Annotated in this window: 11 protein-coding genes; 7 read left to right on the top strand and 4 right to left on the bottom strand. The window is 72.5% G+C overall.

Annotation, left to right across the window (positions count from 1 at the left end):
- Nucleotides 1–46 precede the first annotated feature (46 nt).
- A complete protein-coding gene (locus ACFYYR_RS31555; RefSeq protein ID WP_388861297.1) occupies nt 47–793 on the top strand; it encodes an AraC family transcriptional regulator in 747 nt (248 codons plus the stop codon).
- A 43-nt stretch (nt 794–836) separates the two neighbouring features.
- Here ACFYYR_RS31555 and sigJ read toward each other — a convergent pair whose 3' ends face one another.
- On the bottom strand, nt 837–1,748 hold the full coding sequence (gene sigJ / locus ACFYYR_RS31550) for an RNA polymerase sigma factor SigJ (RefSeq protein WP_388861294.1): 912 nt from the start codon (nt 1,746–1,748) through the stop codon (nt 837–839).
- A gap of 101 nt (nt 1,749–1,849) precedes the next feature.
- On the opposite strand from sigJ, the gene ACFYYR_RS31545 reads away from it, so the two are divergent.
- The 3 genes from ACFYYR_RS31545 to ACFYYR_RS31535 all read left to right on the top strand — a co-directional run bounded on the left by ACFYYR_RS31545 (nt 1,850) and on the right by ACFYYR_RS31535 (nt 5,238).
- Complete coding sequence (locus ACFYYR_RS31545) at nt 1,850–2,236, top strand: hypothetical protein (protein ID WP_388861291.1); 387 nt, start codon at nt 1,850–1,852, stop codon at nt 2,234–2,236.
- A 251-nt stretch (nt 2,237–2,487) separates the two neighbouring features.
- A complete protein-coding gene (locus ACFYYR_RS31540; RefSeq protein WP_388861288.1) occupies nt 2,488–3,075 on the top strand; it encodes a DUF1062 domain-containing protein in 588 nt (195 codons plus the stop codon).
- 159 nt (nt 3,076–3,234) lie between these two features.
- On the top strand, nt 3,235–5,238 hold the full coding sequence (locus tag ACFYYR_RS31535; RefSeq protein WP_388861285.1) for a glycoside hydrolase: 2,004 nt from the start codon (nt 3,235–3,237) through the stop codon (nt 5,236–5,238).
- Between the two features lie 132 nt (nt 5,239–5,370).
- Here the strand turns inward: ACFYYR_RS31535 and ACFYYR_RS31530 are convergent, their stop codons facing one another.
- The gene (locus tag ACFYYR_RS31530; RefSeq protein WP_388861282.1) at nt 5,371–6,663 is read right to left on the bottom strand and encodes a PAS domain-containing protein; all 1,293 of its coding nucleotides are present in this window, start codon (nt 6,661–6,663) and stop codon (nt 5,371–5,373) included.
- A 342-nt stretch (nt 6,664–7,005) separates the two neighbouring features.
- Between ACFYYR_RS31530 and ACFYYR_RS31525 the strand changes: the two genes are divergently transcribed.
- The 3 genes from ACFYYR_RS31525 to ACFYYR_RS31515 are packed head-to-tail and all read left to right on the top strand — an operon-like array spanning nt 7,006 to nt 11,728.
- Entirely contained in the window at nt 7,006–8,394 is a 1,389-nt protein-coding gene (locus tag ACFYYR_RS31525; protein WP_388861279.1) for an acetyl-CoA carboxylase biotin carboxylase subunit family protein, read from the top strand.
- Nucleotides 8,391–10,403, top strand: a complete 2,013-nt coding sequence (locus ACFYYR_RS31520) for a PEP/pyruvate-binding domain-containing protein (RefSeq protein WP_388861276.1) — start codon at nt 8,391–8,393, stop codon at nt 10,401–10,403. Before ACFYYR_RS31525 ends, ACFYYR_RS31520 begins: the two co-directional genes overlap by 4 nt.
- Before the next feature lie 8 nt (nt 10,404–10,411).
- On the top strand, nt 10,412–11,728 hold the full coding sequence (locus ACFYYR_RS31515) for an MFS transporter (protein WP_388861273.1): 1,317 nt from the start codon (nt 10,412–10,414) through the stop codon (nt 11,726–11,728).
- 95 nt (nt 11,729–11,823) lie between these two features.
- On the opposite strand, the gene ACFYYR_RS31510 is transcribed toward ACFYYR_RS31515, so the two are convergent.
- Together ACFYYR_RS31510 and ACFYYR_RS31505 are read right to left on the bottom strand one after the other, a co-directional pair.
- Nucleotides 11,824–12,636, bottom strand: coding sequence for a DUF305 domain-containing protein (locus ACFYYR_RS31510; RefSeq protein WP_388861270.1), 813 nt, complete (start codon nt 12,634–12,636; stop codon nt 11,824–11,826).
- A 93-nt stretch (nt 12,637–12,729) separates the two neighbouring features.
- Nucleotides 12,730–13,260: a DUF6153 family protein gene (locus ACFYYR_RS31505; protein WP_388861267.1), complete on the bottom strand. Its 531-nt coding sequence runs from the start codon at nt 13,258–13,260 to the stop codon at nt 12,730–12,732.
- Nucleotides 13,261–14,044 lie beyond the last annotated feature (784 nt).

The raw sequence follows: 14,044 nt of genomic DNA, 5'->3' as shown, positions 1-14,044 counted from the left end.
CGTGGCAACGCCACCACCGGTCTCGCTTCCGATAAAATGCCATCCCATGTCGAATATCCGCCACATGCCGGAGGCGCCGACCCGGGCCCAGGCTCTGGACGCCGGGGAGCGGATCGACGCGCACCTCCACGACGACCACCAGATCGTCTACGCGGGCTCCGGGGTGGTGGCCGTCACCACCGATGCCGGTACCTGGTTCGCGCCCGGCAACCGGGCCATCTGGATTCCCGCCGGAACCGTCCACGGCCACCGCGCGCACGGCAACCTCCACCTGCACTTCGTCGGTCTGCCCGCCGACGACAACCCACTGGGCCTGGACGTCCCCACCGTCCTGACCGTCAGCCCGCTGCTGCGCGAGCTGATCCGCGCCTACACGCTCGCCCCGCACGACACCGGTGCGGAACGCCGCCGCCTACTGGCCGTCCTGCGCGACCAGTTGCGCGCCTCGCCGCAGCAGCCGGTGCAGCTGCCGACCCCGACCGACGCCCGCCTGGCGGCGGTCTGCGCGGCCCTGCACGCCGACCCGGCGGACTCCCGCACGCTGGCGGCCCTCGGCACCGCCAACGGAGTCGGCCAACGGACCCTCAGCCGCCTCTTCCGCTCCGAACTGGGCATGACCTTCCCTCAGTGGCGCACCCAGTTGCGCCTCTACCACGCCCTGCGGATGCTGGCCGACGACACCCCCGTCACCACGGTCGCGCACCGCTGCGGCTGGTCCTCCGCGAGCGCGTTCATCGACGTCTTCCGCCGCGCGTTCGGCTACACACCGGGCACCCACAACCGACATCCCTGACGCGGTGGTTGCGGGGTGAGCCGACAGCCCCGCCCGGCATGCACTAGCCCTCCCGCGCCCACGGCCGCAGTTTCTCCGGGTTGCGGACCGCCCAGATCCGGGTGACGCGCCCGTCGGAGACGTCGAACGAGGCCACGGTCATGACGACACCGGCGCGTTGGGCCACCAGACCCGGCACACCGTTGACCGACCGCTCCAGGAGTTCGAGCCCCGGAGCCCTGTCGGCGATGGCGACCATGTACTGGGCGATGCGCGCGCCGCCCTCGACCGGGCGCAGGACGGCGCCGACCATGCCGCCGCCGTCGGCGGTCATCACGGCGGCCGGATCGAGGAGGCCGACGAGGGCCGCGACGTCCTTGGTCTCCCATGCTTCCTTGACGCGCCTCACCACGTCGGCCCGGCCGGTGGCCGTCACCGGAGCGGGCGCGACACTCACCCGCCGCCGCGCGGAGGCCGCCAACTGCTTGCAGGCCGCAGGGGTCCGGCCGAGAACGTCGGCGATCTCGGCGAACGGGTACCGGAAGACATCGTGCAGGACGAACGCCACTCGCTCGGCGGGCGTCATCGACTCCAGGACGACGAGGAAGGCCATGGCCACCGACTCGTCCAGAACGATCCGGTCGGCAGGGTCGGCGGCGGGGGCGGCGCCGCCCGCGTGGCCCCACTCGGTGCGGTCGGGCAGCGGCTCGGGCAGCCACGCGCCGACATAGTGTTCACGGCGGGCCCGCGCCGAGCCGAGCAGGTCCAGGCAGATGCGGCTGGTGACCGTCGTCAGCCAGGCGCCGGGGGACAGAATCTCCTCCCGCCGGCTTCGTGGCAGCCCGTACCAGCGTGCGTAGGCATCCTGTACGGCGTCCTCGGCCTCGGTGACCGAACCGAGCAACCGGTAGGCGACGTTGATCAGTTGCGGTCGCTCGTCGGCTGTCCCGTCCGTCCTGGTCCCGACAGTCCCCATGCTTCCGGCCGCCCCCTCGCCTTACCTTACGCACGCCCGCGTCGTCGGACTGGTGAGACCTTATCGATGCACTGCCCGAGGGCGGAAAAGGGGACAGCGGCATGGACACTCAGGTGACGGCGACGGCTCAGGTGACGGCGAACACGCAGCGCAGTTCCTCGTTCCTGCGGGTGGCGATCGCCCTGCAGACCCTGACCATCTTCCTTCAGGCGGTCTCCGCCGGACTGCTGCTGATCTCGCCCTACGGAGAGACGCTGCACGGTGTCGGAGCCCGGGTGATGTACGGGGCGTCGATGCTGTACGTGCTCGCGGCGGTGCTGGCGTGGAAGCCTGGGGGCGGCTCGCCCCGGCCTTTCTGGCACGCGTCAGGCTTCCTCGTACTCGCCTCGGTCCAGGTCGTGCTCGGCATCGCGCACGTCCCGTCGGTCCATCTCCCCCTGGGTGTGCTGATGTTCGGTCTGAGTGTGCTGGCGCTGGCCCGGCGCTGAGGTCCGACAAGGGGGCCGCCGGGGACAGGCCCCTGGCCCATCCGCCGGGTGGAACCTGGCGGTGAGGCGCTCGAAAACCAGTGGAGCAGCGCCACTGTGCCCAACTACCGTGCTGCCGCACCGAGTCGTCTGGTGAAGGACATGCCGTTGTACACCCTGTGAGACCTCCCGAGAGCTGATCTGTCGCGCGTCGCGCATGTGCGCCGCGCTGCCTTTTGCTGCGGACTTCTCACTGAAACCGGTGTACTTCTGTGCTCAATAGCTGGGTGGTTGTTCCCACCTGCCTGCCGCTCGTTCTCCGCCGTTGCCACGCGTGCCCGTCCGAGCACTTCCGGGCAAACGGAAAATTTCGCGTCAATGCCAACCACAAGCTCATCGACGCATGGCTCCTCGCGCTCTGTACCGCTTGCGGGGAAACCGCAAAGCTCACGGTCCTGGAACGGATGAACGTCCGCTCCGTTCGACCCGAGCTGCTGGACCGGCTGCATGACAACGACCCCGACCTGGCAGCTGAGCTGCTCCGGGATCCGGTCGTGCGGCGCCGCAATCGCATCGCCCTCGACTGGGACAACGCCTGGCGTCTCGACACCGGCGGATCGGATCACCTGGACCGCGGATGGGGCCTCCCCTGCTCGAGCGAAGCCGAGGGCTCGGGGAAGACCGACGTCTCGGTCCGCTTTGCGGCTCCGATCCCAGTCCGGCCGGCGCGACTGATCGCTGAAGGCTGCGGTCTGTCGCGGGCCGAGGTCGAGAGGCTGATCGCGGAGGGGAAACTCGTGTCGGCAGTCCGGCTGAGCGGCAAGCTCTCCGGCGACTTCACCTTCATGCTCAAGCGCTGAGCACCCCTCAGAGGCAGGGGCCTGTCCGGCATCATCCGCCGGACAGGCCCCGGCCGCGCACCGCTCCGGCGCATGACCGCATCGGCCCAACCCCCCGCACCACTCATGGCGTCAGGAGTTCTTAGAGGCTTCTTAAGCCCCGTCGATATCCATGTCCCCATGCCTTCCACCACTGCACAGCACGGCCGTCCACGCCGTCGGCGGGCCGTACCGGCCGTCGCCGTCGTCACCGTCCTCGCGGCCACCGCCGCCTGCTGGACCGCCGCGGCGGGGCCCTCGGAATCGCCCCGCGTCCGGGTTCACGGCGACCTGGTCGACATCCCCGTCAAGGGCGGCACCGCCACCGTCGACACCACCACCCTGCGGGTCGACGCCCGCACCGGCCGGGGACGCCTGCGGCTGTCCGCGCCCTCCGCAACGGCGCCCGGGTCCCCCGGCCGGGTCACGACCACCGGCGGGGGCGCGCGCTGGACCTACCCGGAGAAGGGGCTCACCGTCACCGCGCGTCCGGAGCGCGGCCGGCTGCTGATGACGGTGCGGGCCACCCGGGACACGGAGTTGAGCTGGCCCGTCACCGGCACCGACCGGTCGGTGTCCGCCGTGCAGTTCCCGCGCGGCGAGGGGCTGTCCGTGCCGGTCACCGACCGGTTCTGGAACTCCGCCGCTTCCGAACTCCCGGGCAGCGAGGTGGAGATGGACTCCGGTCTGACCATGCCGCTGTGGGGCTACACGGCGGCGGGCGGGCAGGGGGTCAGCTACCTGACGCCCACCGACATCGGCACCACCCTGCGGTTCGGCTCCCGCGGCGGGCGGCTGCACACCACCAGCACGCACCACTTCTCCCGGGCCGCGGACACCCGCAGCTACACGGTGGCGCTGTCGCTGACCGACGGCTCCCCCGTCGCGCCCGCCGTGGACTACCGCAACTGGCTCTCCGAGCACGGGCAGCTCGGCAGTCTGCGTCGCAAGATCGACGAGAATCCGGCCGCCCGGAAGCTCCTCGGGGCCTTCCACTCCTACGGCTGGGGCGAGGCGCGGCGGAAGGCGGGTGTCGAGCGGCTGCGGGCACTCGGGGTGTCCCGGATGTGGCTCGGCTACGACGCCGACCACAGCCCGATGGACGCGGCCGCGGTGCGCGCCGCCCGCAAGGCCGGGTATCTGGTCGGCCCGTACGACTCGTTCGCCAACGGCCAGGACCCGAAGACCTCCGACGCGCCCACCTCGGTCTGGCCGGGCCGGGTGTACCCGGACTTCTGTGTCACCAAGGCCGACGGCACGCCCCAGTCCGGCTTCCACGACCGCGGCTGCTACCTCAGCAGCCAGGCGTTCGAGCAGGCCGAGGGGACGCGTCACTACCTCGCCGACCGGACCCGGTCGATGGTGGCGAACGGCTCGGACAGCTACTTCCTCGATGTCGACGCCGCCGGTGAGCTCTTCCGGGACCACAGCGCGCGGCACCCGATGACCAAGGCGCAGGACCGCGCCAACCGGATCGCCCGGATGAAGCGGCTGTCGGACGGCCGGAAGCTGGTGCTCGGCTCGGAGAGCGCGGGGGCCTGGGCGAACGAGGTACTGGCGTTCGACCACGGCAGCGGCACCCCCGTGTCCGACGGGCTGTGGGCGGTGCAGCGGGACCGGGAGAAGTGGGGCGGCTACGCCCCGGCGAACGCCCCGGCCACGTTCTTCAAGCCCGCGAAGCTGCCCGCCGCGCTGGCCAAGGCCATGTACGACCCGGCGTACCGGGTCCCGCTGTACGAGACCGCGCTGCACAGCTCGGTGGTCAACACCGAGCGCTGGGAGCTGGCTTTCGACAAGCTCCCGGAGCAGAAGAGCACCCGTGCGCTGCTGGCGATGCTCTACAACACCCCGCTCAACTTCGTGCTCGACGGCCCGTCGCTGGAGCGGAACGGCAAGGAGCTCGCGGCGCTGCAGAAGTACTTCGCGCCGCTGCACCGCGCCGCGGGCACCGAGCGGATGACGTCGTTCCGGTATCTGACGGACGATCACCGGGTGCAGCGCACGGTGTTCGGTGACGGCACACTGACCGTGACCGCCAACTTCGGCACGGAGCAGCACGCCGGGCTGCCCGGCGGCTGTGTGGACGCCCGGCTCCGGGGCGACGACGCACCGCGGCGGCTCTGCCCGCGCGATGTGGTGAGCTGAGCCCTGTCCTTCGGATCGGGCCGGGCGTATCAGGCCTGGTCCAGGCCTTGGATCGGAAGCAGCGAGCCGCCGGGCGGGGACCGCACCCACGGTCCCCGCCCGGCGGCGTCGTGTCGTGATGCCGTCATCGCGTCACGCGGTGCTCAGCCGGTGGTGCGCGGTGGCCGAACGCGGGGGCCACGCCTGGGGATCGAGGATGCCCAGGACGTAGGCGCGGCCGACGAGGGCCGGCCGGGTGGGCGCCCCGAGCAGCCGGCGGAGACGGCTGAGGTGGTAGTCGACGGTCTGCCGGGACAGATGGAGGGAGGTGGCGATCTCCGCGTTGCTCCGGCCCGCCGCCAGCAGCGACAGGATGCGGATCTGCGCCGGGGTGATCGCCGGCAGTGGCTGGTGCGGAAGGCTCTGGCTGGTCAGCACGGCCCACACGGTCCGCGCCCGGGAGACGGAGCGTCCCACCGGCACCAGGTGCAGGGTCGCCCGCCACTGGTAGCCGCGCGCGTCCACGAAGTCGGCGCGGGTGCGTAAGCGGCGTCTGCGGCGGGCTATCAGATCGTCCCAACGGCCGTGCAGGGACGTCAGGTCGACGCCGGGCGCCAGGAACTGGTGGGCCGGCTTCCCGATGAGGTCGTGGGCGCTGACGTGGAGCAGATCGGCGGCGGCAGCGCTCACCTGCCGGATGCGTCCGCCCGCGGAGAGCAGGGCGCACGGCAGCCCGCTCTGGTCGCGCAGCGCCTGGAGGTCGGCCTCGGCGGCGAGGCGGCCGCGCAGGGCCCGGGTGTAGTCGGTGATGTCCGCGTAGATCCCGGCCACGCACGCCCCCGAGGCCTCCTTGACCGGGAACCGGTGGCCCACCGCCTGGCCGGGGGTGCCGTCGGGGTGGTGGTAGGTGAGGCTGTGCCGGACCGGTTTGCCCGCGGACAGCACCTCGCGGTCCAGCGCGAGAAACAGGGCCGCGTCCTCCGGGGAGTCGACGTCCGTGACACTGCGGCCGACGATGGCGTCCGGTGTGGTGTCGTAGAGGTGCGCGTAGGCGTGGTTGACCCACAGATAACGGCCCTGCCGGTCGCGGATGAAGGCGGCTGCGGGTGCGAACGCCGCGAACGCGTCGTACCGCCGGCGGTCGGCGACATGGGCGCTGATGTCGACCGCCAGCCCCCGGATGCCGGTCTCCCCGCCGTCCCGCCGCTCCGGGCCGGCGGTCACCTCGAAGATCCGGCCCCGGAACTGGGCCTGGAAGTGGGCGAATCCGTCCGTGGAGCGGACCGCCCGGCGGCACTCCTCGCGGACGGTGTCGAGGAACTGCTGGGTGACACCGGCGTCGTCGAAGGCTCCGCCCCCGCTGCTGACGAGCCGCATCGACGCGTCGGTTTCCCACCAGGACACGGGCATGTGCGCAAGAAGCGAGCTGAGGCCCGTCTCGTCCAAGGAGTTCCTCCTTTTGTGTGATTTCACCGGTTGGATGCTACTGCGCGGCTCCTCCATGGCTTCCACGGCCCGTCGGCCGCCATGCCCGGTACAGGAGCCGTCGCCGGACCCGTACCGGGGCGTTCCCTCTCGCGAACCCCGCCGCGCCGCCGGTGAGTTCCGGCGCGGTGCGGCCGCGGGAGGTCCGCTCACTCAGGCAAATGCCTGAGTGAGCGACCCGCTCTCCGGCATGTACCCACCGCTGTCGGCTGATTCGCTTGAGTAGTCGGGCTGCGAACGGGTCTTCGCCAGAAGGCCTTCGGTCCGTCGACGTACCTCCCGGTCGAAGGAGTCGGATTCCTCATGAGCACGGTGCTGTTTGTCCACGCCAAGGGCGGACCTCCGCTGGAGTACGCGCTGTCCAAGGTCGCCGCGAAAGCACAGGTGCACCTGCTCGCGCTGAGCGAGCTCCCCGCTTCCTCCAGGGACGCCTGCACCCGGATCTGCGCCTCCGTCAGCTCCTCCCCGCCGCAGGACGGGCAGCGGGACCTCGTCGCGCTGATCGTGGACCGGGCGCGGGCCGTCGGGGCGGACGCGGTGACGACCTCCTCCGAGTACGCCGTGGTCGCGGTGGCCGACGCCTGCGAGGTGCTGGGCTTCGCCGGTCCGGGCACTTCCTGCGTCCTGGCCCGCGACAAGCGGCTGATGCGCACCGTGTGGCGGGACAAGGGTGTGTCGCAGCCCCGGTTCCGCGCCGTCGCCTCCGCGGCCGATCTGCACGAGGCCGCCGGGTCCCTGGACTTCCCGATGCTGCTCAAGGCGGCGTGGAGTGCCGGGTCGACCGCCCACCAGATCCTCCGGTCGCCGCAGGACGTGGATCCGGCCTGGTCCCACGCCCGCCGGGTGATGACCGAGTCCGAACAGCTGGGCTACGCCGAACTGCATGTCGCGAACGCCGGTGAGGACTACATCGTCGAGGAGATCGTTCAGGGCACGGCGGAGGACTGGTTCGACGAGCCGGGCTGGGGCGACTACGTCAGCGTCGAGGGCATCGTCGCCGACGGCGAGTACCACCCGGTGTGCCTGAGCGGGCGGATGCCGACGGTCGAGCCGTTCACCGAGCGGGCCTGCATCACCCCGGTGCCGCTGCCCCGCTCGGTGCAGGAGGAGATCGTCGCTCTGGCGCGGGCCGCGGTGGACGCGCTGGAGCTGCAGAACTGCGGCACCCACACCGAGATCAAGCTCGGCCCGGACGGGCGGATGTGGGTCATCGAGACGGCGGCCCGCTTCGGCGGCGCCATGACGGTGCCGCAGATCGAGGAGGTGTTCGGCGTCGACCTCATCGGGATGCTGGTCGACCACCTGCTGGGCCGGGAGGTCGCCTGGCCGCCCGCGGTGCTCACCCCGGACGAGTCGCACCACGCGGCCGGTTCGCTGGTCGTCCTCGCCGTGGACTCCCAGGGCATGCCCTGGCCGGACCGGAGGGTGTGGGACTCCGGCCTGGACTGGCCGGCGCTGGTCAGCGAGGGCAGCCGGCTGTCGGTGGTGACCGAGAGCTCGCTGCCCGACGGCACCGTGGTGCCGGTGTACGACCCGGCCGCGGGCGCCAACACCATGGCCGCACTCTGCCTGCTGGCGGCCGTCGATCCGGTCACCGTCATCCGGGACTTCGAGGCCCTGGTGGACGCCCTGCCCAAGGTGCTGCCCGCCGCCGGGGAGACCACCGCGCGTGACGAGGAGGGCCGGCGATGACGAGCATGCGCACCTTCGCCGAACCGGCGGGCTCCGCCGGCGCGGACGGGACGGTCGTCGGCGAGAACCTGTCGCTGCCGCTGTTCCGCAGCCTGTCCGGGGTGCTGGCCGGACACCCGTATCTGAAGGTCGTGGTGGACCGGCAGGAGCAGACCTGGCACCTGCTGGACACCGCCGTCCACCCGTTCCACGTCAACTATGTGGCCACCCGGATCCTCGGCATCGACCTGGACGAACTGGACGCCCGGCTGGACGCGTTCAACGCCTCGGTCTACACCGATCCGCAGCGCCGGTTCCTGCTGGGCATCCTCTCCCTCCACACGGACGAGGACGCCGACGGGAACCAGCGGCCGTTCCTCGTCCTGGAGACGACCGAGGCCGACACCATGCACGGCGAGCTGCTGGAGGAGTTCTACACCTTCATCCGGGCCCGGCTCGACGGGCGTCTCCCGTTGCTCCTCAAGCCCGCCAACCACGGCCAGGAGCACGAGCTGGCCTCGGTCAGCGACGTCCTGGTGCCGCGGATCCTCAGCCACCAGCTGTTCGGCAACCGGCGCCGGACCGCGCTCAACACGGGTGAGGCCGTGGGCCGGCTGCGGTACTTCCGCAGTCCGGAGGAGTACCGGGAGGCGGTCGGCGAGCTGGGCTGGTCCGACATCGTGGCGATGGACTGCGTCCCCGACGACGTGCCCCGGGTCGCCGGCTTCATCAACGCGGCCCCGATCACCCCGCTCTCGCACACCAACGTCCTCGCGACCGGCTGGAGCATCCCCAACGCGATCGTCCGCGACCTGGACCGGCTCATCGAACCGGACAAGCTGAACGGCGCCTGGGTGCGCTACACGGTGCGGGAGGACGAGATCGCCCTCGCCCCGCTCAGCAGCCCGCCCGACCTGGAGGTGCCCGCCTGGCACCAGCAGCGGGTCCCCCTGGAGCCGCCGCTGCTGGAGGACGCGCCGGCGCTGGCCCTGGACCGGCTGCGCCGCACCGACCAGGACCGGTACGGCACGAAGGCGGCCAACCTCGGCGAGCTGCACCACGTCCTCGACAGCCGCACCGCCGACCTGACCGCCTTCTACGGCCGCGCCCGCCCGCCGCGCAGCGACCTGTACGGCCACCTGGCCTCCCGGCTGGGCACAGCGGACCGGGACCCCGGGGCGCTGCGGGAGGCCGCGGCGGCGTTCGTCGCGCGGACGGTGGCGGCCCCGGAGGGTGTCGCGCTGCCGTTCTCGCTCCAGCACCGCTTCCTCATCTCCTCGCCGGCGATCCAGCAGGCCCTCGGCAAGCTCAAGATGGCGCTGGAGCTCTCGGCCCTGGAGATGGTGGACCCGCTCTGTCTGCACCTCCAGCACCTGATCCGGGAGACGCCGCTGCCGGACGACGTCACCCGGCAGATCACCCAGGCGTTCCCGGACCACCTCGACCCGGAGCACCGGCTCGTCGTCCGGTCGTCCTCCAACGCCGAGGACCTGCCGGGCTTCTCCGCGGCCGGGGTCTACGAATCCATCACCAAGGTCCACGGCACCGACGAACTGCTGGCCGCGGTGCGCGAGGTGTGGGCCTCGCTGCTGTCGCCGCGCAGTGTCCATCTGCGGCGGCAGGCCGGGATATCCCTGGACGACACCTACATGGGCGTCATCATCCAGCGCTACTCCCCGGCGGACCTCGGGGGCGTGCTGGTCACCTGCAACCCCACCAACCGGGACGACTTCCGCAACGTCTACATCAACTGCACCCCCGGCTCACCGGAGCAGGTCGTCGACGGCACGGCGCTGCCGCTGCAGTACCTGTACAACACCGTGGAGGGCGGCGGCCGCACGGTGGCACTGGGCTCCTCCCGCGAGGACCTGCCGCGCCCGACCCGCGACGGGCTGGCCGATCTGGCGCTGGTCGGACGACTGTTGCAGTCCCACTTCGGGGGCGAGGACGGCGGACCGCTCGACATCGAGTGGCTGATGACCGCTCAGGAGGGCTTCCGCCTGGTCCAGATCCGCCCGTACGCGCTGTGAGCGGGCGGATGAATCCCGTACGCCGGGTGTTCCGGCGGGCCGGGCCCCAGAGCTCCCTGCCGGGGCCGGCCCGCCGCGTCATCGCCCTCAACAACGGTTTCCAGCTGCTGTTCAACCTGCTGTGGTGGATGCCCGTCTTCTACGCCTACCAGCGGGAGGCGGGGCTCTCCGACGCCGAGATCTTCGGCATCCAGAGCATCTACTACGTGGCGTTCTGCCTGTTCGAGATCCCCACCGGGCTGGTCGCCGACCGGATCGGTGCCCGGAACTGCCTGCGGATCGGTGCCGTGGTGATGACCGCGGCCAATCTGACCCCGGTCCTCGCCCCGAGTTACGGCGGCTTCCTGGTGCACTTCCTGGCCATCGCGGCCGGCCGGTCGCTGACGTCGGGCGCCGCCAGCGCGTACCTCTACGACGCGCTGCACGCCCATGGCGCCGGGGACCACTATGTGCGGGCGGAGGGCACCTCCCGGGCGCTCGGCCTGGCGGCGAAGGTGGTCTGCTGGCCGCTGGTCGGGCCGCTGATGGCGCTCGCCCACCCCGCGCCGTACCTGCTCAGCGCGGGCAGCGCCGCCGCCTCCCTCGGGTGCGCGCTGGCGCTGCCCCGGCTCGCACCGGGCCGGGAGCATCCGCCGCGGGGGCAGGCGGGCGGCCGGTTCTGGCACGACGCCGGGCGGGCACTGCGCAGTGTCGCCCGCTCGCCGTGGCTGGCCCTGCTGATGGTGCAGGGCGTGGCGGTGTTCACGCTGTCGCGGATCTGCCAGGTCAACCTCTTCCAGCCCATCCTGCTGGCCGAGCACATCCCGGAGGCCTCGCACGGCGGGGTGCTGGCGGCCATGACGGTCGCGGAGGCCATCGCCTCGGCCCGGCCGCAGTGGCTGGGGCGGCGGCTGCGGCCGGTCACCCTGGTATCGCTGCTCAGCGTCGCCATGGCGGTGACGCTGGCGGCCATCGCGCTGGGCGGTGCGATGACCGTGATCGCGCTGCTGTGTCTGTTCGCCGCGGCCACGGGCTTCGCGTATCCGGTCCAGCGAAAGCTGATCAACGACGCGATCCCCCGGGACGCGCCGCGCGCCACCCTGCTGTCCGTGGAGAGCATCGTCGACCGGGCCGTCTGCGCGATCGCGGCGGTGGCCGCCGGTGCGTATCTGGCGGCGGGCCGGCTGGACGCGCTGCTCTGGCACAGCGCGGTGGCCACCGTCCTGGTGATGGCCGGGGTCCATGTCGCGATGCGGCGGGCCCGGAAGCCGGGCCGGGGACCGGCCGCCGGTCCGCCGGCAGCCGAGAAGCTGCCGGCGGAGGCGGAACGGGGGGCGGGCCGCTGACCCGCCCCACCGCCGGAGCGACGGCCGGTCCGCAGTAGGCGGTCCTTGCACGACGACCACGAGACCCGGGCGGGCACGGTGCAAGGACCCCTGGGTCAGCTCCCGTCGAGGAGCCGTTTCATCCGCCGGATCTCGCCGTTCTGCGCGGTGATGATGTCCGCGGCCATGGCCTTGGCCGGGCCGTACGCGCCACGGGCGCGCTCGGTCCGCGCCATGGCCACCGCGCCCTCGTGGTGCTCGGTCATCAGCCGCAGGAAGGCGGTGTCGAAGGCGCGGCCGGAGGCCTTCCGCAGCCGGGCCATGCCCGCGGCGTCCACCATCCCGCGCATGGACCGCGCGTGCTCCCGGGGCGAGTGCTCGGCGTGGGCGGAGGAGGGGCTGTGGTCCCCGGAACCGCCGGCGTCCGGCGCGGTGCCGTGGTTCATGGCGGGCATCTCCCCGGGGACGCGGACGCCCCAGGCGGTCAGCCAGCCCGCCAGCGTCCGGATCTCCGGGCCCTGTGCCGCCTCGACCTCCCGGGCCAGCTTCTCGACCTCGGGCGAGGCGGCGCGGGTGGCGGCGAGGCCCGCCATCTCCACGGCCTGGCGGTGATGCGGGACCATGCCCGTCGCGAAGGCGACGTCCGCCGCGTTGTGGCGGCCCGCGGGAGCCGAAGCGCTCGGCGCGGACGGGGACTTCGGCCCGGACGCGTGGTGGTCCGAGCCTGCGCCCGAGCCCGAACAGGCCGTCAGGACGAGGGCGGTCACCGCGGTGAGGACGGCCGGCACAGCGGCGCGACGCCCGGGGGAACGGGTCGCCTTCACGCGGTGCGGCTTCACGCGGCTGGACGTCACGGGGTTCGACGTCACGCGGTTCGACGTCACGCGGCTGGACGCCATCGGGTTGGACGTCGTGAGGTTCGGCTTCATGGGGAAACTCCTGCGCTGGAGCGGGTGATCGGACATGCCGGACCGCGGCGCCGACCGATGCCCGGAGGGCGTACGGCGCCGTGGTGGGCGCATCTAGATGCGCAGGAGCTGGAGTTCGGCGAGGGACGGCGGTGCCCGGCCGCCGTGCTGCTGCCTCTCGGGGACGGAACGACGGGCTGCGTCCGGGTGCGGCAGCGACACCGGATCGGGTCCCGGCGGCGCGAGCGCGGGCGGCCCGCCCAGGGAACCTGCCGCGCAGGTCGGATCGGCGTGGTGGGCCGGGGCCCCGCCGCCGTGACCGTGGCAGTCCTCGCGCCCGGGGGCTTGAGCGTGGTGGCCACGGCTGTGGCGGGCGTGGTCCTGGCGCTCGTCGACATCGCTGCCGGGGGCATCGCTGCCCTGAGCGTCACTGCCCTGGGCGTCGCCGTCGGGTGCGTCGCCGTCGAGGCCGTGCCGGCCCCCGCAGTCGTCGTGCCGGGGCGCGTGGGAGGGCTCCGGGGCAGTGGGAGCGTCGGCGTGTTCGGCACCGGGCGGGGTGACGCGCTCGGCACCGGGCTGGACCCGCTGATGGCTGTGGGCATGCGCGGCGGGCACCGCCATGGCCACGGGTGCCAGACCGTGCATCCCGAGAATCCCCACCCACAGGGCGAGAACGAGCAGCGCACGCGACCGACGCCCGGGCGGGCGCCTCGCGTACCGTCCCCGACCCGTCACGGCCCTCATGCTACGGCGCCCCGGGCCGTAGCCCTTCGGCGGGCCGGGAGACGTCCGGCCCGGGGCTTCACTGCGGCTGGCGCTCCTCGGTGGTGGCCGGGTTGCGGCCGCACGACCGTTCGGTGCCGTGGTGAAGGCAACGCGCTGTGATGCGATCGCCCGAGCGAACCGCTCCGATGGCCACCGGTACTCGCCGGAACACCTTCCCCAGCGGCTCCCCGATGACTGGTTCGCCACGGTGATCGGTGACCTCCCGCGCGCAGTTCTGAGCCCGAGCATCCACCTCCGCCGGTTCACCGCCGTCCAACCCGCCCGGATCGCTGCGAACATGAATCTGGAGGATGCGGCACGCTCTCTTGGTATTCCCGACGCACGGCACCGCACCGGCTCCGGGAACAAGAGCCGCAGACTCCACGTACTCTGCGCCCGCCCAGAACGGCCGAGGCCCTGGTCACTGCCATGCGGTTGCTGCCGTCACCCGGCTGCACAGCTCCGGATGCCTGGTGAGGGGGGACGCCCTAGCGTGCCGGTATGGACGCGATGGGGACAGTCGGCACGCGGGTCGGGGGGGCGGGGGCCCCCCCGGGCCCCCCCCCCGGGGGGGGGGCGGGGGGCCCCCGGCCCGGGGGCCCGGGCCCGCCGCGGCCCAGGGGGGGGGGCCCCGGTATAAAGGTCATCTATAGCACGGGGGTGT

Source organism: Streptomyces sp. NPDC001922, from assembly GCF_042891165.1.
Taxonomy (GTDB): Bacteria; Actinomycetota; Actinomycetes; order Streptomycetales; family Streptomycetaceae; genus Streptomyces.
The sequence above is the reverse complement of the archived record's forward strand: the minus strand, read 5'-3'. Positions and strand labels throughout refer to the sequence as shown.

What these genes read in the sequence shown, in the direction of transcription:
- ACFYYR_RS31535 (WP_388861285.1), top strand. Translation starts at nt 3,235, where the DNA reads ATGCCTTCCACCACTGCACAGCACGGCCGTCCACGCCGTCGGCGGGCC.
- ACFYYR_RS31545 (WP_388861291.1), top strand. Translation starts at nt 1,850, where the DNA reads ATGGACACTCAGGTGACGGCGACGGCTCAGGTGACGGCGAACACGCAG.
- ACFYYR_RS31520 (WP_388861276.1), top strand. Translation starts at nt 8,391, where the DNA reads ATGACGAGCATGCGCACCTTCGCCGAACCGGCGGGCTCCGCCGGCGCG.
- sigJ (WP_388861294.1), bottom strand. Translation starts at nt 1,748, where the DNA reads ATGGGGACTGTCGGGACCAGGACGGACGGGACAGCCGACGAGCGACCG.
- ACFYYR_RS31505 (WP_388861267.1), bottom strand. Translation starts at nt 13,260, where the DNA reads ATGCACGGTCTGGCACCCGTGGCCATGGCGGTGCCCGCCGCGCATGCC.
- ACFYYR_RS31515 (WP_388861273.1), top strand. Translation starts at nt 10,412, where the DNA reads ATGAATCCCGTACGCCGGGTGTTCCGGCGGGCCGGGCCCCAGAGCTCC.
- ACFYYR_RS31510 (WP_388861270.1), bottom strand. Translation starts at nt 12,636, where the DNA reads ATGAAGCCGAACCTCACGACGTCCAACCCGATGGCGTCCAGCCGCGTG.
- ACFYYR_RS31555 (WP_388861297.1), top strand. Translation starts at nt 47, where the DNA reads ATGTCGAATATCCGCCACATGCCGGAGGCGCCGACCCGGGCCCAGGCT.
- ACFYYR_RS31525 (WP_388861279.1), top strand. Translation starts at nt 7,006, where the DNA reads ATGAGCACGGTGCTGTTTGTCCACGCCAAGGGCGGACCTCCGCTGGAG.